Source organism: Pseudomonas sp. TE9122 (assembly GCF_056278925.1).
Genome location: NZ_JBWBQI010000001.1, coordinates 1925483 through 1945806, shown reverse-complemented (window position 1 = coordinate 1945806; position 20324 = coordinate 1925483). Strand labels below are relative to the sequence as shown.

Genomic DNA, 20324 nt, shown 5'->3' with positions numbered 1-20324 from the left:
ATGCCTGCCATGAAAACCCGCCCTACCCCCGCGCCATTGCTCAAGCCAGGCGAAACCGTGGTGCTGTTCGACGGTGTGTGCAAACTGTGCAACGGCTGGGCGCGCTTTCTGATTCGCCATGACCATCAGCGCCATGTGCGTCTGGCGACCGTGCAATCGCCCGAAGGCCAGGCCTTGCTGGCGTGGGCCGGCTTGCCCCTGGATGAGTTCGACACCATGGCGGTGATCCGCGACCGCAATTATTGGGAGCGATCAGATGCATTCCTTGAAGTGGTCGGGCAACTGCCGATGCGCTGGCAGCCGCTGAAACTGCTGCGGATTTTCCCGCGCCGCCTGCGTGACTGGGCTTACGATCGAATCGCGCTGAACCGCTATCGGCTGTTCGGCAAGTACGACACTTGCCTGCTGCCAACAGCGGATCATGAAAGCCGCTTTCTAAAAGCCCACGGTTAACCCGACCAGTTGCACCGGTGTCATCTTCGTCACCATCATCAGCACGATGACAAACATCCCGGCGAACCCGGCGATGCCCATCCAGAACCACCAGCGGTAAGTGCTTGCAAAGCGATCATCCAGAGGCAGGCCGCCCTCGCCCGCGCTCAGCGCCATCTTCTGCAGACGCTTTTGCAATACCAGTACAGGCAGCCACAGTGCGCCTACGCAGAAGAAAATGATCAGCGACGTCAGCAGCCACTCACTGCTCATCGAAAGCCCGGAAAGCCGCATCAGCAGATAGCCGGTGATGACCTGCACAATCCCTGCCGGCGTGGTGATCCACGTATCGAAACGCACCACCATCCTTGCGACATGGGCGATCACTTGCGGGTTGCCGCTGCGGCTGGCGGCGATCAGGTAGAGGTAGGAGCCCATGCCGAAACCGAAGAGGAAAATCGCCGCGATTACATGCAGGTACTTCAGGCAGAGATAGAGCATCTCAACGCTGTCCATCGGAGAATTGAACCGACAGGCTCAAGTTGGCCGGATCGTTGATCGCCGCCAGATATTCATCGACGCTGATTTCGCCAACACACGGCCTCGCGCCAGGTTGCGGTGCATAACCCCGCGCCATTTTGATTGCCAGGGCGACGGCGGCGCAGCTGGGGATTTCCGGGCCTTTGTCATTCAGCGCGGTGAGTTGCGCGGTCAGGCTCAGCGGCTGGTCGTCAACTCCGATGCCCTGAACATCGATGTACATCGCGCTCTTGCCATCACCGAAATGTTCGAACCACGTACCCAGGCGATGCAGGCGCGCCGCCCAGCGCACATGATCGCGCACCAGACCGAAGCGCAAGGCTTGCGCCAGCAAGGCATTGGCGACACCGCCGAGCTTCAGGCCAGCGCCAGCCTTGAAGCGCAGTGTGTGCGCACCATAGCGGCGGGCAAATATATCCATGTCCGGTACATCGATATTGGCCAGCACCCGCTTGCCCAGTTGCGGCATGCTGCGCAGGGTTAGGTCGAGCCAACCCAATACTTCGTGAACCTGGCCGTTTTTCAACTGCCTGATCGGTTTGCCGGCATAAGCGAGCACGCCTTCGACCGTGGACAGCCCCGGCATCTTCGCCGAGGAGGAAATGCCATGCTCGATCGAGTCGATTCGCGCAAAACGTGAGCGCTGCTGATCGATGATCGCCGAAGACAAGGTCGGCACCGAACTGCAACCGCTGAGCACGGCCACACCAGCCTCCCTGGCGCGGGCGTCGAGCACATCAATGCCGTTGACGAAGGTGCGGCAGTCAGCCAGATCGCAATAATTCACACCGGCGCCGATGCAGCTTTCAGCAACTGCGTAGGATTGCCCCTGAAACGGCCCGCCGGTGTGCACCACCAACTGAACATTGAACTCACGCAACGCCGCCTGAAAATCCGCGCCCAGCGCATCGCCGCACCAGCCATCGCACGGACGGCCTGATTGCGCTTGCAGCTCAGCGACCTTGCCCTGCAACTTGCGCGCATCGCGGCCCGACAACAGCAGTTCAATCTCTGGCATGAGCGCCAGATGCCGACACACGATGCTGCCGAAATTGCCGTAACCACCGACGACCATCACCCTGAATGCCATTGCCCTGTCCCTGTTCCAGCCTAAACGTATGGCGCAGAGGATATAGGCCGCAGCGGCGATCAGACATTTATTTTGCAACCGGGTATCACCCCGTCCGCTTGTCCAAGGCAAAAAGAATGAACCCAACGCCCCTCTCGTCGCCTAACGCACAGACCATCAGGAGCTAAGCCTATGCAAATCGAAACCGTGTGGATCGTATTGGCGGTCATTCTTGTGCTGATCGAGCTTTGGGCCATTAACCGGGTGCGTAAAAGCGAGGGGAAATCCAGTAGTAAAGGCGTGTGGATCGTGCTGATCGTGTTCGTGCCGCTGTTCGGCCTGATCGCCTGGGCACTGGCGGGACCCAAGCATGTCGGTCGCATTTCGCCTTCCCAGGCTAACCGGTGACCCACGGGCGCAGGCCCGTCTCAAGTATCACCACAGCCCGGCTTTTGCCGGGCTTGTTATATGCAATGCCCGCCACGCGGATTTCTTGCAGGCTGCACGAAAGCATTGTGCCTGCTTCGATGCCAGCCCTTGATTTAGAAGGGTTGCGCTTGATCGGCGAGTTGGCATGAGTCCTGCGATAGCCTCTTCCTGAATACACAGCAGCGCGAAAAAGAACGCTGTGTTCAATCCGTGAAAAGCAGAGGCCTCAAAAAATGAATGCCATCGACCTTCTCAAAGCCGACCATGAAAAAGTCAAAGCCATCCTCAGCCAACTGAGTGAATCCACCGACCGCGCGCTGAAAAAACGCGTCGAGTTGCTGGGCAAACTGGAAATGGAAATCACCATCCACACCCGCCTCGAAGAAGAGATTCTCTACCCTGCGTTCAAGGAAGCCGGTAGCAAGGAAGAAGACATCATGTACTACGAAGCCAAGGAAGAGCACCGCACCGTGGATTCGCTGGTGCTGCCTGATTTGAAGGAAACCGATCCGGGCAGCCCGGAATTTGCCGGTCGGGTCAAAGTGGTCAAGGAACTGCTGGAGCACCACATCGAGGAGGAAGAAGAGGAAATGTTCCCGAAAGCGCAGAAGCTTCTGGGCAAGGCCAAGCTCGAGGAACTGGGCGCGCAAATGGAAGCCATGAAGGCGAGCCACAAAAAGGAAATGGCGGCCAACAAAATCGCCGCTTGAAGTGTTGAAGACACCGAAGCCCGGCGGCAATGCCGGGCTTTTTTTGTGCGCCCAAACTGGCCCACGCTCCCACATTGGATATACGTATGTTCGGCAATTCCTGAGCAAGCCACGAAACCTGTGGGAGCGAGCCTGCTCGCGAAGGCGTCAGGTCAGCCAGATCATCTATGACTGACACTGCGCTTTCGCGAGCAGGCTCGCTCCCACAGGGTCAGTGTCGGTCTTGATGCAGGTTGTGATCAAACCGCCCAAGGTGGCGCCGGATCGAATTTCCCTTCAATCCACTCCTTGAACACCACCACCGCCGCCGCTGGAAACCGCGATGACGGCCTGACCAGATAAACGCCGCCCGCCGAATCCAGATGCCAGTCGGGCAGCACGTGAATCAACCGACCTGCCGCCAGATCGCGGCTCATCAGCCAGTCGCCAGCACCGAGTATGCCGGCGTCGGCGCGGGCGGCGGCGAGCAGGGATTCGCTGTCGCTGGCAGTCAGGTTGCCGTGGGGCGTGATGGTCTGCACCTCGTTGCCGCGATGCAGGCGCCACAGCGGGAACGACGCCAGCCCACTGAAGCGCAGGCAATTGTGCTGCAGCAGATCCTGTGGTGTCTGCGGCATGCCATGGGCCTCGATGTACGTGGGTGATGCGCAAAGAATCCGCCGATGGTCACTGAGCTTTTTTGCAATCAGCCGATTGTCCTCAAGCTCGCCGATGCGGATAGCCGCGTCGAAACCCTGCTCGATGATGTCGACCAGGCCTTCGCTGTAATCGGCGATTACCGAAACATGCGGATGAGCCTTGAGAAACTCCGGCAGCAGCGGTCCCAGCCACAAGCGCCCCATCGCCGCCGGCAAAGCCAGACGCAACGTGCCGCGCACTTCGCTGGCGCCCTGCACCGCTTGTTGCTGCGCTTCGTTCATCAACTCGACGGCCGCGCGCAAGCGTTGTTCAAGTTGCAGGCCGGCCTCGGTGATGCGCACGTGTCGCGTCGAGCGCTCCACCAATCGCACGCCCAGTCGCTTCTCCATCGCCGCCAGGCGCTTGGAAACAATGGTCGGATGGCGCTGCAACAAACGCCCCGCCGCGACAAACGAGCCTTGCGCGGCGACGGCCAGGAAAGCAGCGATTTCATCGCTGTGCGGGTTGCTCAGAACATCCAGAATCATGGTTTTAAAATGATCGCCCCTGATGATCGGCCTGCCTCGAGATCGGCATGCGCTTGTGCCGCGTCAGCCAATGAATAACGCGCGCGAATTTGCGGCGTGATGATACCGGCGGCCACCGCAGCCAGCACGTCTTGCGCGCGCTCCTGATATTCGGCTGTCGTGGCAGTGTGCGCGGCCAGCGATGGACGGGTCAGGAACAGCGAGCCCTTGGCGTTCAGCGTGGCTATTTCCACCGCTGCCGGCGCGCCGGTCTGCGCGCCGAACGAGACCATCAGCCCGCGTGGGCGCAAGCTGTCCAGCGAGGCCTGAAAAGACACCCGACCAATCGGGTCATACACCACATCGACCTTGCGCCCCTCGGTGATACGCAACACGTCGGCTGCGAGGGTTTCGGCATCGAACACCAGTACTTCGTCACAACCGGACGCGCGAGCCTTGTCGACACTGGCCTGCTTCGACACCACACCGATCACCGTTGCGCCAAGGTGTTTGGCCCATGGCACCATGATTTCCCCCAGACCACCCGCGACGCCGTAAAGCAGCATCGTCGTGCCCGGCCCGACCGGATAAGTCGCCTTCAGCAAATACTGCGCGGTGATGCCTTTGAACAACACCGCCGCCGCATCTTCGAACGACAACTCATCGGGGATCTTCACCAGGCGCTCTGCCGGAAACAGCCGCGCCGAGGCATAACCGCCCAAGGGGCCGGTGGCGTAAGCGACCCGATCACCGACGCGCACATTGCTCACACCGGCACCGACCGCCGCCACCCGACCCGCGCCTTCCAGACCCAACCCCGAAGGCAACGCCACCGGCACTGCACCTTTGCGCTGGCTGACATCGAGGTAATTGACGCCCACCGCCGCTTGCTCCAGCCAGACCTCGCCAGCCCCGGGGGTCTGTTCGCTGACAGTGTGCAGTTGCAGGACGTCCGGTGCGCCGGTTGCGGTGAAGCGAATTGCGTTGGCCATGGTCATCTCCATTGATTTGTTAAGCGTTGAGCTCAGTCTGAAAGCTCAGTAGTCAACGAACAACCCAGCCTGAATGCAGTTCATTGCTGCATATGATGCAGCTATGCATGAATAAAAAAGGAGCGGCAGGTGCTGCCACTCCTCTTTGCAGAATCAATCGAACGCGCCGTTGAGCACCTCGTAGATCAGCCCGGTAGCCAGCGCGACGAGGATCAGGTCGGTGCCAACCTGTTGCCATTCGTAGCCGTCGTAATGAGGCAAATGGCCGAGCAGACGCCCGTCCAGCTTCTTGGCGATGCCTGGTGGCAGCGGTTTGCCCCGCGCCAAATTCTTCTGAACGCCAGGCGGCAGCGCTGGCCCCGGATTCCAGTATTCGCCGCGATAGCCGTCGACGATGCCGAGAATATTGCCGCGATCAATGCTCGGAGCACCGCCGCCATTGCCAGAGTGTTGCTGGCCTTTATTGCCATTGCCCTGACCGCCCCCACCCTGTTTACCATGATCCTGCATGTTCTGCGGTTTGCCCTTGCCGTTGCCCTGGCCGCCCTGGCCCTTGCCATTGCCGGGGTCGGCCAGTGCCGTCGTGCTGCCGACTACAAGCGCGAGGCAAGACAGCGCGACAATCAATCTGCGAGCTTTTCTCATGTGCGATTCCTTCGGTTTGGGGGGGCTTGAGTTGGGGGGAATGTGCTCAGCTTAGTGGATTTCTCCTTGCTGACCACTCGGCCTTGCGTCAGGATTCCCACCCTCTCCACCCGCGATCGAAAAAACATGAATCGTCAAAAGAAGCTGCAGCAGTTGTTCAAGGAAAAAGCCAAAAAGGCCAACGCCAAACTGGCGCCGAAAAAGCCCAAATACATCTGCAAGGCTAATCGCCTGAAGCTGGAAGCCGAAGCCGCGCAGGCTTCAGTGGAAAATACCGAGAGCTGAGTCAGGCTTTCTGCCGCGACGTCAGCCACGTCATCAGCGCCGCCAGCACCAGCAATGCCGCGCTGGCGAAGAAGGTCAGCCGATAGCCACTGCCGTCGAACAGCAGACCACCGACGGTCGACCCCGAAGCGATCGACAACTGCACCACCGCCACCATCAGCCCACCGCCCGCTTCGGCATCGTCGGGCAGCGTGCGCGCCAGCCACGACCACCAGCCCACCGGCGCCGCCGTGGCGATCAATCCCCACACGCCCAGCAACACGAACGTCGCGACCACTGAACTGCCCATCCCAATGAGCGCCACTGCGATCATCGCCATCAACAGCGGGATGGCGATCACCACGCGATACAGCCCCTTCTTCAACACGGAACCGATGACCACGGTGCCGATAAAGCCGGCCACACCAATGACCAGTAAAATCATCGACAGCACCGAAACATCGACCCGGGTCACGGTTTCCAGAAACGGTCGCAGGTAAGTGAACAGCACAAACTGGCCCATGAAGAACAGACCTGCGCCGAGCATGCCCAACGCCACCCGACGGCTTTTGAACAACGCAAAGCCGTTGGCTGCGCTGGCTTTGCGTGGCGCGGCGGGGAGCGCGGGCAAGCTGATCCATTGCCAGAGCAGCGCAATCAACGCCACCGGTATCAGGCAGAAAAACGCCCCGCGCCAGCCAATCACACTGCCGAGATAACTGCCCAGCGGCGCCGCTACCACCGTAGCCAAAGCATTGCCGCCGTTAAAAATTGCCAATGCCTTGGGCACGCTGGCGGAGGGCACCAGACGCATGGCCAACGCTGCCGACATCGACCAGAAGCCGCCAATCACCACGCCGATCAATGCGCGACCGATCATGTAAACCGTGTAGTTGGGCGCCAGGCCCACCACCAGCCCGGACGCGCACATCAGCGCCGTCAACAGCAGCAACAGGCGCTTGCGATCCATCGAACCGGCAAGCCTGGTGATCGTCAGGCTGGTCAGCACCGCGAACGCGCCGGAGATGGCGATGCCGTAGCCGGCCAGGCCTTCGCTGATGTGCAAGTCCGTGGCCATGGGCGTGAGCAGACTGACCGGCATGAACTCGGAGGCGATCAGCGCGAAGACACACAGGGTCATGGCGAACACGCCGCTCCAGTACGCCGGTTGCTCGCCGGCAGTGGACACGCCCATGGGCTGGTTTGTCGGGTTGTCGATTGCTTGGGCCGTCATGCAAAAACCTGTTTGGAGGAACCAATGGTCGAGGCACTTCTGCCCCGTTACTCAGGCTGCAAAGCTTGACGGATCGGGCTTAACTTGATTAGTAGCGGTAATCTTCATGTGCTTTTGAGAAAAATTCAGCAATGAGCAACGCCAAAGTCAATGACCTGCAGGCCTTTCTGGCGGTGGCCCAGGATCAAAGCTTCACCAAAGCCGCTGCTCGCCTCGGCGTCACGCCTTCTGCGTTGAGTCATACGGTCCGCGCGCTGGAGCAGCGTCTGGGTATCCGCTTGCTGGCTCGCACAACGCGCAATGTCTCGCCGACCGAGGCTGGCGAACGCTTGATGCGTTCGATTGCGCCGCTGTTCGAGCAGATCAGCGCCGAGCTCGAAGCCCTTGGCGAATTGCGCGACAAGCCCAGCGGTACGATCCGGATTTCCTGCACGGACGATCAGATTGAGTTGTGCATTCGGCCGATGCTTACAAAGTTTTTGCAGGACTATCCGGACATCACCTTGGAGTTTTACGTCGATTATGGTTTCACCAATGTGGTCAAGGAGCGCTTCGACGCTGGTATCCGTCTCGGTGAGTCGATCAGCAAAGACATGATCGCCGTGCGCATCGGCCCGGACTGGCGCCTGGCCGTGGTGGCCTCGCCGGATTACTTCGCTCGCCACCCGAAACCCGCCACGCCACATCAGTTGACGGAGCACGCCTGCATCAACATTCGCCACCAACCGGCCGGCGCGATATACGCCTGGGAGTTTGCGCACAAGGGTCAGGATTTCAGCGTAAAGGTCGACGGGCAGTTGGTGTTCAACAGCATCATGCACGTGCTCAATGCCGCCGTGGATGGCATCGGCGTGGCGTACGTGCCCGAGCAATTGGTCGCGCCGTATCTGGCGGACGGACGACTGGTGGAAGTCATGGAAGAGTGGTGCCCGACGTTTCAGGGCTATCACCTGTACTACCCGAACCGGCGCCAAGGCTCGGCAGCGTTTGCAGCGTTTGTCGAAGCACTGAAATACAACCGCTGACAAACGCAACTCTTCAATCCAAGCCAAATCCCTGTGGGAGCGGGCTTGCCCGCGAAGGCGTCGGCACATTTAACCTCATCATCGCCTGACCCAGCGCTTTCGCGAGCAGGCTCGCTCCCACAATGGTCCGGGGCAAGGCCACAATCTTCAGCGCAACCAAAATCCCTGTGGGAGCGAGCCTGCTCGCGAAGGCGCCAGATCAGATACATCCACATTGAATGACACACCGCTTCGTGAGTAGGCTCGCTCCCACAGTGATCCGGGTCAAGGCTACGTTTTCACAGGCTGGCTCACCACAGCGGCGCACCGAATCACCGCCGTACAACGACGAAGGGAGGCCCATTGCAGGCCTCCCTCGTTTCTCCCCGTCAGGATGTACCCAGACCCTGCGACAGATCCGAAGAAGACGGCCGCGCCGGTTCCGGTTTGGTTTCGACTTCGGTTTGTTCAGTGGTTCGGGTCACGGTGTCACGCACGGTTTCATACCCTTCCTGAGCTTTTTGCTTGGCTTTGTCGACCATGCCAGCGCTGGTGCGGCCCATGTAGCGCTGTTCAGTGGAGGTAGTCGGCAACGCCGCGCCGAGCAATGCGCCGAGCGCAACCCCAGCGGCAGCCACCATCAGCGGTTGCTCCTTGAGCATGTGACTGAACTGCTGGCCGAGCACTTGCGAATTACGCGACAGTCGATCACTGGCGTCATGCATCGCATGGCTGAGGTTTTCCTTCGCCGCACCGACGTTTTCCCCGAGGTGGCTGGCCTTGCCTTTCAGCGACTGGTAGCCGTCCTTCAGCGAGTCAGTGGTCGAATGCAAATGCGCGCGCGCACTGTCGATGCCGTCGGCCAAACCATCGGCCCATTCGCCGGCCTTGTCTTGGTCCGGCCCGCTGCGATAGGTCGGCTGCGGCACCGGTGGGCGATTCTGGCTGATCATCAGCCAGAGCAGGCCCACGGAAGTCAGCACCGCTGGCACCGGATTATTGCGCACGCTGGTGCCGAGATTGGTGAAGAATGTCGAGCCGTTGCTCTGCATCATCCCCCAGGCCTGATCGATCATCTGCCCGGGGGTGAACTTGCTCTCCAGTTGATCGACGATGTTGCCGATGCTGGCGCGCTGCGCATCGATTTCGCGCTCGATTTGCTCCGGGCTTTTTTCCGCTTCGATATCCAGTTCGCTTTTCATGAGACTTTCCTCCGCAGCGCTTCCTGATCCTTGTTCAAGGCGTCGAGGGTGCGATCAGGTTTGAAGTGAGATGGCTCGAATTGCTTTTTCCCGGATTGCAGCATGGCGAAGCCGATGATCATCACCACCACGCCGACGATCAGCGCGGCCAGCCATGGCGCCATGAACATGCTCAGGCCGTACACCGCCGACATCAGCAGAATGATGAAGCCGGCGAGGAACACGATCGCGCCGCCGGCCACCGCAGCGATGCCCGCCTTCAGCGTGCTGAGGCTGTTGTGCAGTTCGGCTTTTGCCAGTGCCAGTTCCTTGGTGAACAAGGCCGGTACCTCGCGCGACAGTTGCCGCAACAGGCCGACCACGGAGGCGTCATCCGTTTGGCCGAGGGGCCTTGCCCCGCTCAGATCAGATTCATCTCTGTTCATCACAGTTCTCCTTTGGCGTCGGGTGCGTGCGGTACGGAAGCCGCGGCAAAATCAGAGGGGTGATCGCTGTCACTGGGCGAGGTCGGGGTGATGCCGGTGGCCAGTCCCGGATTGGCGTGGGCCGATGGCGGCACTGACGATTCATAGGGCCGCTGCGCGCCGTAATCGGCTGGCGGTGGCGTCGAGGTGGAGCCCGCCGCTGGATCGTGTTCGGCACTGACCGTCGCTGCTGCAGAGGTGCCTGCTTTGAGAAACCGCGACAGGCCAAAACCGATGGCAATGCTGCCGGCGATGAACAATCCCGGATTGCTGCGCGCCAGATCCGCTGCATCGTGCAGCAACTGTTCGGCACTCTTGCCACGCAGATTGCCTGCCAGCCCGGTCATGGAGTCCGCCATGTCGGTCAGGTAGTCGGACATACCCAGCGTGTCCTTGTCCTGCAGCTCCGAGACAAAGCTTTTCGCCCCTTGCGCCAAGGCTTCGATCTGCTCGGCCGCCGTGTCGCGATACTGGCCGAATTGCGCATCGGCCTGCTGCCGCGCACCGCCCAGTGCTTCGCTGACGTTGTCCTTCAAATGATCAAAACTTTGCTCAGGCTTGCCGTTGGGATCACCTGATTCATACCCTGACCTGCTGTCTGAAGTATTCATGTCGCCCCTCGCCTTCTCACTGAAAACGCAAAAACGGAGCTACACGGCAACATTGCCTCGAGCCCCCACATAGGAGATGACGGAGCAGCTTGCGCGAGAGTTCAAAGAGGTTGATGAGCGTGCGACATCAGGTCTGGATCAGTGACGAAAGGTTGCGCTTGGCAGGATTGTGTTGAGCTTCTGCGCCGGTCTGCGGTCAAGACAAGGCACGGGGTTTCATCCAGATGATGGCAGTGAAACCCTCAACGCCGCCGATAGATGGCAGAATCCCCACACCCTGATCACTTCGGAGACCGCAATGCTTCGCCTGTTTGAAGAAAGGCTCGACCCCTTCCCGCCCGACGAGGCGCCGCCACCGCCAGTCGGCCTGATGCGATTTCTGTGGGCCTGCACCCGGGGCGCGCGCGGTTACATCCTGGCCTTCGCCCTGCTCAGCGCCAGCGTGTCGATCTACGAGGCATGGCTGTTTTCGTTCCTCGGGCAAGTGGTGGATCTGCTCTCGACCTGGCAATCTGGCGGCGCTGCTGGTGACGAGGAAAGCCGCGTGTTGTGGGGCATCGGCATTGTGCTGGTAGTCAGCATCGGGCTGGTGGCGCTACGCACGATGGTCCAGCACCAGATCCTCGCGATCAATCTGCCGCTGCGCCTGCGCTGGGACTTTCACCGGTTGATGCTGCGGCAAAGCTTGTCGTTTTTCTCCGACGAGTTCTCCGGCCGGGTCACGACCAAGGTCATGCAGACTGCGTTGTCGGTGCGCGAGGTGCTGTTCACCTTGATCGAAATTCTCCCCGGCATTGGCGTGTACTTCATCGCGATCATTGCGCTGGCTGGTGGCTTTGCATTGAAGTTGATGCTGCCGTTCCTGGCGTGGATCGTTTTGTTCGGGCTGGCGATGGTGTATTTCGTCCCGCGTCTGGGCAAGGTCGGCCAGGAACAGGCCGATGCACGCTCCTCGATGACCGGGCGGATTGCCGACGCCTACACCAACATCACCACGGTCAAACTGTTCTCGCACTCCAAGCGTGAAGCGCATTTTGCCCGTGCGGCGATGGAAGATTTCAAGCTAACCGGGTTCCGCCAGATGCGTCTGGTGAGCCAGTTCGAAATCGTCAATCAGGCGCTGGTGGTCGCGTTGATTCTCGGCGCTGGCGGTTATGCATTGTGGCTGTGGCATCAGGGCGAAGTCGGCACCGGCGCTGTTGCGGCGATCACCGCCATGGCGTTGCGCATCAATGGCATGTCGCACTGGATAATGTGGCAGATGACGTCGCTGTTCGAGAACATCGGCACCGTGCAGGACGGCATGGCCACCCTGACCAGCGGCCCGAAAGTCCAGGACGCGCCGGATGCCAAGGTGCTTGAGCCTGCCGGTGGCGAAGTGGTTTTCGACAATGTCAGCTTCAACTACAACGGCGAACGCCAAGTGCTCGACGGCTTGACCCTGCACATTCGCCCCGGCGAAAAAATCGGCCTGGTCGGCCGCTCCGGTGCAGGCAAGTCGACGCTGATCAACCTGCTGCTGCGCTTCTATGACGTTGATCGCGGAGAGATCCGCATCGATGGGCAGAACATCGCCGAGGTCACCCAGGACAGCTTGCGCAGCGTGATCGGCATGGTCACCCAGGACACGTCGCTGTTGCACCGTTCGATCCGCGACAACATTGCCTACGGACGCCCGGACGCCACCGACGAAGACATCCACCGCGCTGCGGTGAACGCCCAGGCCGATGGTTTCATCAGCCAGTTGAGCGACAAGCAGGGCCACAGCGGTTACGACACGCTGGTCGGCGAACGCGGCATCAAGCTCTCCGGCGGCCAGCGCCAACGCATCGCCATCGCCCGGGTGATGCTGAAGAACGCACCGATCCTGTTGCTCGACGAAGCCACCAGCGCACTGGACTCGGAAGTCGAAGTGGCGATCCAGGAAAGCCTCGATGAAATGATGCAGGGCAAAACCGTGATCGCCATCGCCCACCGCTTGTCGACCATTGCGGCGATGGACCGGCTGATCGTCATGGACGAAGGCCGCATCATCGAGCAAGGCACCCACGCGCAATTGCTCGAGAAGAACGGCACCTATGCGCGGCTGTGGCAACACCAGAGCGGCGGGTTCCTCGGTGAGGATCGCGGTTTGGTTGAGGTGATGGAGGAGTGATCAGGCTGGAGGGCCGGGGCCGGCCCTCCATCGATTGGCCTAGATGGTGACGGGGCTTTCTGCATTAACCGGAAGCTTTACGCGAAACACGGTTCCGCCTTCCAGGTCAGAGCTGACCTCGATCGAGCCGGCATGCGAGGCGACGATTTCCGAAGCGATAAACAGGCCGAGTCCAAGCCCAGCGACAGGTCCGTGATCAACTACGGAGCGCTGCGAGAACCGTCCCATTGGGTTGAAAATGAACGGCAACACATCTTCAGGAATCGGCTCGCCGCCGTTGTGCACCGTGAACACTGCGCAATCCTCGCGGGCCTGCAACTCGACCGTCACCGCAAACCGATTGTCGCCGTGGGTCACCGCATTGCTGATGATGTTGGAAAAGACCTGTTCCATCCTGGCGCCATCGAAGGCTCCCATCACCGCTTCCTTCGCATCGAACCGCACGTTGGCCTGCGGATGAAAGGCGCGGATTTCCTCGATCACCCGCTCGCATACAGGGCTGAGATCGATCAGGGATTTTTTCACCGGAATGCCCGGCCCCATCTGGCAGCGCGTCAGATCCAGCAGGTCGCCAACGATCTCGCTGGCGCGCTGCACGCTGGCGTAGATCTGCCGGGCCACCTTGCTGGTGCGCGGGTCGGCAGTCTCTGTACGCCGCAACATATCCGCACCAAGCAGAATCGCCCCCAGTGGCGTGCGCAAGTCATGGCCGAGAATCCCCAGAAACACGTTGCGCGACGCCTCGACGGCGCGCGAGTAGCTGGCAATCGACTCGGCGAGCGCCTGATCGATGGCTTCGTGGAAGCGCGTCATGTCGTCGACATTCACCGATTTGCCATCCTTGACCTGACGCAGCCACTGGCTCAGCACGCTGGTGCGCAGCGCGCGATACTCGGAAACCATCTGATCAATGGTGAAACCGGCCATCAGCCGCGTCACGGCGTGGGTTTCCGCAGCCGTTTCTTCATCGTCGCGCGGCGCATGCCCCTGGGCCTTGGCAATTTGCTCGCTGATGGTCTGCTTGCTCCGCAGATCGATGACGATGGCGTGCAACATCTGCTCGGCGTGATCGCGCAGCGCAGCGTTATCGAGTTCCGCACCTGGTGTCTCGATGGTGCGGGCGAAATCTTCCCAGGCCTGCAGGATCGGCTCTAGGTTTTCGAGAATGAAATCTGGCAGGCGCATGGCTGTGGTCCGCAGGGGAAATCCATCTGCGCCGACAGGCGCGCCGGCGCAGACAGTAAAAGAACAAACTCAGGAGTACAGAAGGTACGGCTGACCTCGTGCAGCCTAACATCATTGCATTGGTTCAACGCGGGAGGAAAATCGGCAACAGCCACTTGTGACGAAAGCCATCAGAACACTCAGCTACCTGTACTTGAGCCACTGTCCGGAACGCTCAAGTCGCCAGCCGGAAAAGCACCACCCTCAATGTGATACACGCTCGGCTCTGCGGAAAAATAATCCTCCAACCCCAGCATGAACCGCTGGTGGTCTTCACTCTGCTCAAACCCCGGCGAGTGATCCTCAAGTGACTGCCAGCGCACGATCAGATTGAACTGCTCGGGAGTTTCAATACCTTGCGCCAGCAAGTGGCCGCCGTATCCCTTGGCGCGGGTCAGCAACGGTTCGACTTCGGCAAATGCCCGTCGAAAGGCTTCAGTCTGTTGCGGGTGAACGGGCAGGACTGCGATTTCATAAACCATGATGCTTCTCCAAAATCAGTGAGCAGATTCAGACGATGAGCGAAGGCTCGACGGCGATGGCGATTTTTCCCAGCAGACCGTTGTTGGCGCTCTCCAGTCGAGCGTGGGCGAGCGGGATGTCGGCGAGCGAATAGACGGCGCCCACATGTGGCCGCAACTGGCCGCGCTCGACCAACGCGCTCAATTCATCGAGCTTGCCGCGATTCTGCCGGGTGAAGACGAAGTGGTAGCTGGCGTTCTTGCCCCAGGCCTGGACGAGGTTTTGTGGCTGCGCGATGTCGACGATCGAGACCACGCGGCCAAGCTGAGCGAGCACGTCGGCGCTGCGGGACAGGGTATCGCCGCCGATGGTGTCGAACACCACATCAACGCCATGCCCGGCGGTTTCGCGCATGATCGCTTCGACGTAGTCCTCTTGGGTGTAATCGATCACCACGTCAGCGCCCAGGCTGCGGACGAAATCGGCGTTGGCCTCGCGCACGGTCGTAAAGACCTTGGCGCCCATGGCTTTGGCCACCTGAATCGCCACATGGCCGACGCCGCCCGCGCCGCCGTGGATCAGAATGCTTTCGCCAACGCGGAGCACGGCGCGCACGGTCAGCGCTTCCCAAACCGTACCGCCGACCAGACTCAGACTGGCCGCCTCAAGGTGGCTCAGCGATGCAGGCTTTCTGGCGATGATGCTTTCAGCAGCCACGTGGTACTCGGCATAGCTGCCCTGCCCGTCGAATATCTGCGGGGTGTACCAGACTTCGTCGCCCGGCTCGAAAGCGCTGACGCCCGGCCCGATGGCTTCAACCACGCCCGACACGTCGTGACCGGTAATGGCTGGCAGCGGCACCAGGTCGGGATAGTCACCGCGCCGAACCTGGTAATCCAGCGGATTGATGGAAGTGGCGTGCACTCGGACCAGCACTTGGCCCGCTTGCGGAACCGGTTTGGGCACTTCGCTGAGTTCGAACGAATCAGGACCGCCGAAGGATTTCAGAATCATCGCTTTCATGGCAAAACCTCGTATCGATAAAGAGGGATATCGAGATTTCTCGATATCCTAGAGTAAAAAAATTTACAGCTCTTTCCCTATGATCTCTGCAAGCGCGCTGATTGCTGCCTCATTGCGTTTGTAGTAGGTCCATTGACCGATGCGCCGCACTTCCACCAGCCCCACCCGCTGCAAAGTGGCCAGATAACTCGACACCGTCGACTGCGACAGGCCGATACCTTCCTGGATACTGCTGACGCAGACACCCTCAACGAGAACGTCACCCTCATCCTGCGGGGGGAAGTTCTTCACGGGATCCTTCAGGCCTTCAAGGATCTTGAGGCGCGTCGGGTTCGAGAGGGCTTTGAAGATTTCGATCAGTTCCATGCGCCGAGGATATCGAGATTATTCGATATGTCAATGCGGGATATCGATCTGATTGACAGTCGGCGACAGGCGGCAATGGAACCCGATCTGCCGCCCTGCCGGACAGCTCAGCCTTGGGGCGCATCCAGCAACACCCACAACCGCACGATTTTCCCTTCGCTGATTTCTGCCACATCGACGCCGCTGACGATGACCTGCCCATCGCCCGGGCCGGCGTGCCAGCGCAGATAACCCAAGCCGTGATGCCCAACTGCAGTTCCCTCCGCAACAAAAGCGAAGTCCGGCCCGAACTGATCCAGCAACGCACCGGCCACTGCCGAAATCGCCGCTTGCCCGGTGACGATGCCAGCCGGTTCATACATCGTCGGTGCTTCTGCAAAAAGCTCCTGCACCGCCGCCAAGCGCCTTTGTGCATCGCGTTGGTTGAACACCCGCTGCAGATTGGCCCGTAGCAAGGCGTCGTAGTTTTCAACTTCATCAGTATTTCGCGAATCTGAGCCAGCCATTTTTGATTCCTCGATTTGTGTGTGAAGCCCGGTTGCCCGGGCTCAGCGATTAACCATGTTTGACCAGGTTCAAGGCTGGCAGCGGTCCGCCCGGAAACTGCGCAAGCATTCCCTGCTGCACACCGCCGAGATCGATGCCGTAAAAACCCAATTGATCAATCAGCTCTGCAACTTGGGTTTTGCTCGCGGCATCTTCACCGGAATAAAACAGCACACGCTTGCCGCCCTCGGCGGTGGGATCGCTCAGCAGAGCCGCGAGCAGGTGGTTGAAGGCCTTGACCACGTGCGCACCGGGCAGCATCTGCGCCACCACTTGCGAAGACGGCTGGCCGCCCAGATCGAAAGGCTTGAACAGCGGCGCTTCAATGGGGTTGTTGGCATCGATCACGATGCGCCCATCCCAAGGCCCGAGATCGCGCACCGCGTCAGGGATTTTCGACCAGTTCACCGCCAGAAAAACGATGTCCGCCTGGCTTGCTTGCTGAGCCGTCACCGCTTGTGCGAGTGGACCCAATTCGTCGACCAAACCGGCAAGGCTCTGCGGCCCGCGGCTGTTGGCCAGGCTGACCGGCAGGCCTGCGTTGACGAGCAACCGAGCGATGGCGGTGCCGATGGAGCCTGTACCAATGATGCTGATAGTCATGATGCTCTCCTTACGCGGTGAAGCCGCCGTCGACGATTAATTCTGCGCCGGTGACAAACCCTGCCTCTGCACTGGCCAGGTACGCCACCGCACTGGCGACATCCTTGCCCTCTCCGTACCGCCCCATGGCGATGTTCGGGCGTAGGAAGTCCGCAATAGGCCCGTCGGCCGGGTTCATGTCGCTGTCGGTCGGGCCGGGATGGACGGTGTTCACAGTGATGCCGCGCGGCCCCAGATCGCGCACCAGTCCACGACTGAAACCGGTCAGCGCACCTTTGCTCAGGGTGTAGACGGAGGCGGTAGCGAACGCAGCGTATTGCACCATCGAGCTGCCGATGTGAATGATGCGGCCGCCCTGCCCCATGTGTTTGAGCGCTTGCTGAGTGGCGACGAAGACGCCGGTCACGTTCACCGCAAGGATGCGTTGAAAGTCCTCAAAGGCGATGTCCTCGGGGGCACCGAGCAGGCTGATACCAGCGTTGTTCACCAGAATGTCGATCTTGCCAAAACGCTGTGCAACCTCGGCAATCGCTGCACGTACAGCCTCGGGATTGCCCGCATCGGCCGCCAGCGCCACAGCCTGGCCGCCCGCCGCAACGATTTCCTGCACGACCGCTGCGGCGCGATCTGGCGATGCGTTGTAGGTGATAGCGACGGTTGCGCCATCTGCCGCGAGCCGTTTGGCGATGGCTGCGCCGATGCTGCGTGAGCCACCGGTAACGATGGCGATTTTGCCGGTCAGTGGAAGCGTGGATGTGTTCATGGTCGAGCCTCTGGGTGGTTGAAGTTGATGAGGCTATGAGACGCTTTTTGATCTTCCACCAGTAGTGGAAGACAACTAGAATCACTTTCAATCATTAGTTGAAGGTGCGCGGATGGAAACGTTGGGTAATTTGCTCTCATTCGTGCGCAGCGCCGAGGCAGGAAGCTTCTCTGCGGCGGGGCGCCGCCTGGGCCTGACACCCGCGGCGGTCAGCCGCAATGTCGCGCAATTGGAGGCTAACCTCGGCGTACGCTTGTTTCAGCGCAGCACGCGCAAACTCACGCTGACCGAAGCGGGAGAACGCTTTCTGGCCAATGTCGGTTCAGGACTGGAAAGTGTTCAAGCGGCGATCGCCGATGTGGCCGGCAATGCCGGAGAGCCTTCCGGCACCCTGCGTCTAAGTGCGGCACCGGGTTTTGCCAGGGATTTCCTGCTGCCGCTGATGCCGGAATTTCTCAATCGATATCCCGCCGTGATCCCCGAATGGCATGTCGACAATCGCCAGGTCGATCTCATCGCGGACGGCTTTGATGCGGCTATCGGCGGCGGCATCGAACTCGCGCAAGGTGTGGTCGCCAGAGCCATCGCCCCGGCGCATCTGATTCTGGTGGCCTCGCGGGAGTATCTGTCGGGGCGCCCGCGCGTCCAGCGCATTGAAGAGCTGTCGACGCTGAATCACCTGGCCATGCGCTCGGTGCAGACCGGCAAGGTGCGTAGCTGGATGCTGCAAGGCCCCGACGGGCAACGAGCGCCCCTCGAGTTGACGCCGCGCCTGTTGGTCAACGATCCGCAGGCGCTGTGTCAGTGCGCGCGCTTGGGATTAGGGGTTGCGCTGTTGGCGGTTCCGGATGTGCTGCCGTATCTGCAGGACGGTACGCTGGAAAGGGTTTTGCCCGATTGGTATGTCGATGCAGGGCAGATCTATTTGTACTTTTCCAGCCAGAAACTATTGCCAGCAAAAACCCGGGCTTTTGTGGATTTTCTGGTCGGTCAGGCTCGAGAGGATGGGTGGGCAATTCGACTCGATGCTCGGGTTTAACGAGCAAGTTATACGACCTCTAAGATCTAAGCAGCACCACAACCAAGCGATTTTACAAGCCTTTCAAGCTTGCCGGCCCCGCTCGATTACGGTACAAATCTGGCAGTTGTACGACAACATAATAAAAACCTGAGCCACCCCGAGTGGCTATCATTTTTGAGATCTGCCATGTCCCGTCCTGAGTTTGCGCCAACCGTACCGCCGCCCTTCCCCCGTTATCTCGCCGTGATCATTCTGTTGTGCATGGGTTGTGCGTTCGCCGGCAACCACGTCGCGGCACGGGTCGCTTTTGATGATGGCGCGGGCGTGTTGCTGGCGATTCTGATGCGCTCGGGCGGGACCTTGCTGGTGCTGGCCATTCTCGTCCTGTGGCAGCGGCAAAGTCTGCGTCTGCCGGCGGGCGCTTGGCGTTGGCAATTACTGTTGGGGCTGTTGATCACCGCGCAGAGCCTATGTCTGTACTCCGCTGTCGCGCGGGTCCCGGTCGCTTTGGCCCTGCTGGTGGCCAACGTGTTTCCGATCCTGCTCGCCTTGCTGACCTGGGCGCTGGGCGGCCCACGACCAAGCGCGCGCACCGCGATGTTGATGGGCTTGATTCTCATGGGATTGGTGTTCGTACTGGACGTCCCCGGACGTCTGTCAGACAGCGCCAGCGTCGGCCCGGAATGGCTACTGGGCGTCGCACTCGCCTTCTGCGCCGCCAGCGTATTCGCCTGCGCGCTGTGGATCACCGACCACAAACTGTCGCAAGTGCGCGGCTCGGTGCGCAGCCTGCTGACCATCTCCATCGTCTTCAGCAGCGTCAACCTGGCCGGCCTGACCGGCGCCCTCCCCGGCGGACTCAACCTCCCCGCCACCTCAACCGGCTGGCTGGCCCTTGCCACGCTTGTCGTGCTCTATGGGACCGGCTTCATTGTGTTGTTCATTTCCGTGCCCAGGCTGGACATGCCACGCAACGCACCGGTGATGAACATTGAGCCATTGGCGACGTTGTTGATGGGCTGGATTGTGCTGGATCAAATGCTCAGCAGAGGGCAGATCGTGGGTGGAGTAATTGTAGTGAGCGGGATTGTTTTGCTGACGTATCGCAAAGCGGCGGTGAAGGTTGGGGTGAAGGCTGAGGTTTGAGGGGGTGTGGTGGCGGGACTCTTGGTTGGCGAGTCCTGCTTATCGCCCCCGGCTCGATACCGGATCAGCAGAATTGCAGGCTCTCGAGGTCTACCTGGACATAGCTTCCTATTTCACCCTTGTAGAGATAAATCGCAGTTACCTCCAGCTCCGTTCGTAAGAATTCCGCTAGCGTCCTGAGTCTGGTGCTTGTGGTCATGGCAAGGCGCACAACCGTCGCGCCACCGGGTTGGTCATCGTAAATTCTGACGAGAAACTCATCGACACCATCCAG

General features: G+C 60.3%; 24 protein-coding genes. 8 read left to right on the top strand and 16 right to left on the bottom strand.

The window, feature by feature from the left end:
* Entirely contained in the window at positions 1–453 is a 453-nt protein-coding gene (locus ACZ9BE_RS08885) for a thiol-disulfide oxidoreductase DCC family protein (protein ID WP_056784876.1), read from the top strand.
* On the opposite strand, the gene ACZ9BE_RS08880 is transcribed toward ACZ9BE_RS08885, so the two are convergent.
* Together ACZ9BE_RS08880 and ACZ9BE_RS08875 are read right to left on the bottom strand one after the other, a co-directional pair.
* Positions 436–933 (bottom strand): DUF2269 family protein, encoded by a 498-nt coding sequence (locus ACZ9BE_RS08880; protein WP_252877912.1) that lies wholly within the window; start codon positions 931–933, stop codon positions 436–438. The two genes, ACZ9BE_RS08885 and ACZ9BE_RS08880, sit on opposite strands and share 18 nt — an antisense overlap.
* A gap of 1 nt (position 934) precedes the next feature.
* Positions 935–2062, bottom strand: a complete 1128-nt coding sequence (locus tag ACZ9BE_RS08875) for a saccharopine dehydrogenase family protein (RefSeq protein WP_476249256.1) — start codon at positions 2060–2062, stop codon at positions 935–937.
* Positions 2063–2233: 171 nt separating this feature from the next.
* Here ACZ9BE_RS08875 and ACZ9BE_RS08870 point away from each other — a divergent pair, with 171 nt between their 5' ends.
* Positions 2234–2449, top strand: a complete 216-nt coding sequence (locus ACZ9BE_RS08870; protein WP_041480553.1) for a PLD nuclease N-terminal domain-containing protein — start codon at positions 2234–2236, stop codon at positions 2447–2449.
* A gap of 254 nt (positions 2450–2703) precedes the next feature.
* On the top strand, positions 2704–3180 hold the full coding sequence (locus ACZ9BE_RS08865; RefSeq protein WP_016774305.1) for a hemerythrin domain-containing protein: 477 nt from the start codon (positions 2704–2706) through the stop codon (positions 3178–3180).
* 239 nt (positions 3181–3419) lie between these two features.
* Here ACZ9BE_RS08865 and ACZ9BE_RS08860 read toward each other — a convergent pair whose 3' ends face one another.
* The 3 genes from ACZ9BE_RS08860 to ACZ9BE_RS08850 form a co-directional block, all read right to left on the bottom strand.
* Entirely contained in the window at positions 3420–4346 is a 927-nt protein-coding gene (locus tag ACZ9BE_RS08860; RefSeq protein WP_476249255.1) for a LysR family transcriptional regulator, read from the bottom strand.
* Positions 4343–5317, bottom strand: a complete 975-nt coding sequence (locus tag ACZ9BE_RS08855) for a zinc-binding dehydrogenase (RefSeq protein WP_315435639.1) — start codon at positions 5315–5317, stop codon at positions 4343–4345. The genes ACZ9BE_RS08860 and ACZ9BE_RS08855 overlap by 4 nt, the downstream gene beginning before the upstream one ends.
* 153 nt (positions 5318–5470) lie before the next feature.
* Complete coding sequence (locus ACZ9BE_RS08850; RefSeq protein WP_056784860.1) at positions 5471–5962, bottom strand: anti-virulence regulator CigR family protein; 492 nt, start codon at positions 5960–5962, stop codon at positions 5471–5473.
* A 126-nt stretch (positions 5963–6088) separates the two neighbouring features.
* Here ACZ9BE_RS08850 and ACZ9BE_RS08845 point away from each other — a divergent pair, with 126 nt between their 5' ends.
* Positions 6089–6247, top strand: coding sequence for a DUF2986 domain-containing protein (locus ACZ9BE_RS08845; protein WP_476249254.1), 159 nt, complete (start codon positions 6089–6091; stop codon positions 6245–6247).
* Position 6248: 1 nt separating this feature from the next.
* Here the strand turns inward: ACZ9BE_RS08845 and ACZ9BE_RS08840 are convergent, their stop codons facing one another.
* Positions 6249–7460: an MFS transporter gene (locus tag ACZ9BE_RS08840; RefSeq protein ID WP_476249253.1), complete on the bottom strand. Its 1212-nt coding sequence runs from the start codon at positions 7458–7460 to the stop codon at positions 6249–6251.
* A 131-nt stretch (positions 7461–7591) separates the two neighbouring features.
* Between ACZ9BE_RS08840 and ACZ9BE_RS08835 the strand changes: the two genes are divergently transcribed.
* Entirely contained in the window at positions 7592–8485 is an 894-nt protein-coding gene (locus tag ACZ9BE_RS08835; RefSeq protein ID WP_236169186.1) for a LysR family transcriptional regulator, read from the top strand.
* A gap of 368 nt (positions 8486–8853) precedes the next feature.
* On the opposite strand, the gene ACZ9BE_RS08830 is transcribed toward ACZ9BE_RS08835, so the two are convergent.
* From ACZ9BE_RS08830 to ACZ9BE_RS08820, 3 genes are read right to left on the bottom strand one after another with little or no spacing between them, the layout of a single operon-like run.
* Entirely contained in the window at positions 8854–9666 is an 813-nt protein-coding gene (locus tag ACZ9BE_RS08830; RefSeq protein WP_476249252.1) for a DUF3618 domain-containing protein, read from the bottom strand.
* Positions 9663–10091, bottom strand: coding sequence for a phage holin family protein (locus ACZ9BE_RS08825; RefSeq protein ID WP_052392217.1), 429 nt, complete (start codon positions 10089–10091; stop codon positions 9663–9665). Before ACZ9BE_RS08825 ends, ACZ9BE_RS08830 begins: the two co-directional genes overlap by 4 nt.
* On the bottom strand, positions 10091–10741 hold the full coding sequence (locus ACZ9BE_RS08820) for a hypothetical protein (RefSeq protein ID WP_258707978.1): 651 nt from the start codon (positions 10739–10741) through the stop codon (positions 10091–10093). Before ACZ9BE_RS08820 ends, ACZ9BE_RS08825 begins: the two co-directional genes overlap by 1 nt.
* A gap of 298 nt (positions 10742–11039) precedes the next feature.
* Here ACZ9BE_RS08820 and ACZ9BE_RS08815 point away from each other — a divergent pair, with 298 nt between their 5' ends.
* Positions 11040–12896, top strand: a complete 1857-nt coding sequence (locus ACZ9BE_RS08815; protein WP_056784851.1) for an ABC transporter ATP-binding protein — start codon at positions 11040–11042, stop codon at positions 12894–12896.
* Positions 12897–12935: 39 nt separating this feature from the next.
* Here ACZ9BE_RS08815 and ACZ9BE_RS08810 read toward each other — a convergent pair whose 3' ends face one another.
* The 7 genes from ACZ9BE_RS08810 to ACZ9BE_RS08780 all read right to left on the bottom strand — a co-directional run bounded on the left by ACZ9BE_RS08810 (position 12936) and on the right by ACZ9BE_RS08780 (position 17883).
* On the bottom strand, positions 12936–14081 hold the full coding sequence (locus tag ACZ9BE_RS08810; RefSeq protein WP_476249251.1) for an ATP-binding protein: 1146 nt from the start codon (positions 14079–14081) through the stop codon (positions 12936–12938).
* Between the two features lie 179 nt (positions 14082–14260).
* Entirely contained in the window at positions 14261–14602 is a 342-nt protein-coding gene (locus ACZ9BE_RS08805) for an antibiotic biosynthesis monooxygenase family protein (RefSeq protein ID WP_476249250.1), read from the bottom strand.
* 28 nt (positions 14603–14630) lie between these two features.
* A complete protein-coding gene (locus tag ACZ9BE_RS08800; protein WP_476249249.1) occupies positions 14631–15605 on the bottom strand; it encodes a zinc-dependent alcohol dehydrogenase family protein in 975 nt (324 codons plus the stop codon).
* A 63-nt stretch (positions 15606–15668) separates the two neighbouring features.
* The gene (locus ACZ9BE_RS08795) at positions 15669–15971 is read right to left on the bottom strand and encodes an ArsR/SmtB family transcription factor (protein WP_024012559.1); all 303 of its coding nucleotides are present in this window, start codon (positions 15969–15971) and stop codon (positions 15669–15671) included.
* A gap of 107 nt (positions 15972–16078) precedes the next feature.
* A complete protein-coding gene (locus ACZ9BE_RS08790; protein WP_353188056.1) occupies positions 16079–16477 on the bottom strand; it encodes a nuclear transport factor 2 family protein in 399 nt (132 codons plus the stop codon).
* Between the two features lie 49 nt (positions 16478–16526).
* A complete protein-coding gene (locus ACZ9BE_RS08785; protein WP_236169241.1) occupies positions 16527–17123 on the bottom strand; it encodes an NADPH-dependent F420 reductase in 597 nt (198 codons plus the stop codon).
* A gap of 7 nt (positions 17124–17130) precedes the next feature.
* On the bottom strand, positions 17131–17883 hold the full coding sequence (locus ACZ9BE_RS08780; protein ID WP_041480567.1) for a 3-oxoacyl-ACP reductase family protein: 753 nt from the start codon (positions 17881–17883) through the stop codon (positions 17131–17133).
* 112 nt (positions 17884–17995) lie between these two features.
* Between ACZ9BE_RS08780 and ACZ9BE_RS08775 the strand changes: the two genes are divergently transcribed.
* Together ACZ9BE_RS08775 and ACZ9BE_RS08770 are read left to right on the top strand one after the other, a co-directional pair.
* Positions 17996–18922: a LysR family transcriptional regulator gene (locus ACZ9BE_RS08775; RefSeq protein WP_095179622.1), complete on the top strand. Its 927-nt coding sequence runs from the start codon at positions 17996–17998 to the stop codon at positions 18920–18922.
* A 168-nt stretch (positions 18923–19090) separates the two neighbouring features.
* On the top strand, positions 19091–20050 hold the full coding sequence (locus ACZ9BE_RS08770; protein ID WP_252869240.1) for an EamA family transporter: 960 nt from the start codon (positions 19091–19093) through the stop codon (positions 20048–20050).
* Positions 20051–20324: the final 274 nt, after the last annotated feature.

Excerpts from the sequence above, each read along its gene's own strand:
- ACZ9BE_RS08830 (WP_476249252.1), bottom strand. The coding sequence starts at position 9,666 with ATGAAAAGCGAACTGGATATCGAAGCGGAAAAAAGCCCGGAGCAAATC.
- ACZ9BE_RS08870 (WP_041480553.1), top strand. The coding sequence starts at position 2,234 with ATGCAAATCGAAACCGTGTGGATCGTATTGGCGGTCATTCTTGTGCTG.
- ACZ9BE_RS08880 (WP_252877912.1), bottom strand. The coding sequence starts at position 933 with ATGCTCTATCTCTGCCTGAAGTACCTGCATGTAATCGCGGCGATTTTC.
- ACZ9BE_RS08810 (WP_476249251.1), bottom strand. The coding sequence starts at position 14,081 with ATGCGCCTGCCAGATTTCATTCTCGAAAACCTAGAGCCGATCCTGCAG.
- ACZ9BE_RS08850 (WP_056784860.1), bottom strand. The coding sequence starts at position 5,962 with ATGAGAAAAGCTCGCAGATTGATTGTCGCGCTGTCTTGCCTCGCGCTT.
- ACZ9BE_RS08825 (WP_052392217.1), bottom strand. The coding sequence starts at position 10,091 with ATGAACAGAGATGAATCTGATCTGAGCGGGGCAAGGCCCCTCGGCCAA.
- ACZ9BE_RS08790 (WP_353188056.1), bottom strand. The coding sequence starts at position 16,477 with ATGGCTGGCTCAGATTCGCGAAATACTGATGAAGTTGAAAACTACGAC.
- ACZ9BE_RS08845 (WP_476249254.1), top strand. The coding sequence starts at position 6,089 with ATGAATCGTCAAAAGAAGCTGCAGCAGTTGTTCAAGGAAAAAGCCAAA.
- ACZ9BE_RS08840 (WP_476249253.1), bottom strand. The coding sequence starts at position 7,460 with ATGACGGCCCAAGCAATCGACAACCCGACAAACCAGCCCATGGGCGTG.
- ACZ9BE_RS08800 (WP_476249249.1), bottom strand. The coding sequence starts at position 15,605 with ATGAAAGCGATGATTCTGAAATCCTTCGGCGGTCCTGATTCGTTCGAA.
- ACZ9BE_RS08805 (WP_476249250.1), bottom strand. The coding sequence starts at position 14,602 with ATGGTTTATGAAATCGCAGTCCTGCCCGTTCACCCGCAACAGACTGAA.
- ACZ9BE_RS08815 (WP_056784851.1), top strand. The coding sequence starts at position 11,040 with ATGCTTCGCCTGTTTGAAGAAAGGCTCGACCCCTTCCCGCCCGACGAG.
- ACZ9BE_RS08860 (WP_476249255.1), bottom strand. The coding sequence starts at position 4,346 with ATGATTCTGGATGTTCTGAGCAACCCGCACAGCGATGAAATCGCTGCT.
- ACZ9BE_RS08780 (WP_041480567.1), bottom strand. The coding sequence starts at position 17,883 with ATGAACACATCCACGCTTCCACTGACCGGCAAAATCGCCATCGTTACC.
- ACZ9BE_RS08795 (WP_024012559.1), bottom strand. The coding sequence starts at position 15,971 with ATGGAACTGATCGAAATCTTCAAAGCCCTCTCGAACCCGACGCGCCTC.
- ACZ9BE_RS08865 (WP_016774305.1), top strand. The coding sequence starts at position 2,704 with ATGAATGCCATCGACCTTCTCAAAGCCGACCATGAAAAAGTCAAAGCC.
- ACZ9BE_RS08875 (WP_476249256.1), bottom strand. The coding sequence starts at position 2,062 with ATGGCATTCAGGGTGATGGTCGTCGGTGGTTACGGCAATTTCGGCAGC.
- ACZ9BE_RS08835 (WP_236169186.1), top strand. The coding sequence starts at position 7,592 with ATGAGCAACGCCAAAGTCAATGACCTGCAGGCCTTTCTGGCGGTGGCC.
- ACZ9BE_RS08820 (WP_258707978.1), bottom strand. The coding sequence starts at position 10,741 with ATGAATACTTCAGACAGCAGGTCAGGGTATGAATCAGGTGATCCCAAC.
- ACZ9BE_RS08770 (WP_252869240.1), top strand. The coding sequence starts at position 19,091 with ATGTCCCGTCCTGAGTTTGCGCCAACCGTACCGCCGCCCTTCCCCCGT.
- ACZ9BE_RS08855 (WP_315435639.1), bottom strand. The coding sequence starts at position 5,317 with ATGGCCAACGCAATTCGCTTCACCGCAACCGGCGCACCGGACGTCCTG.
- ACZ9BE_RS08775 (WP_095179622.1), top strand. The coding sequence starts at position 17,996 with ATGGAAACGTTGGGTAATTTGCTCTCATTCGTGCGCAGCGCCGAGGCA.
- ACZ9BE_RS08885 (WP_056784876.1), top strand. The coding sequence starts at position 1 with ATGCCTGCCATGAAAACCCGCCCTACCCCCGCGCCATTGCTCAAGCCA.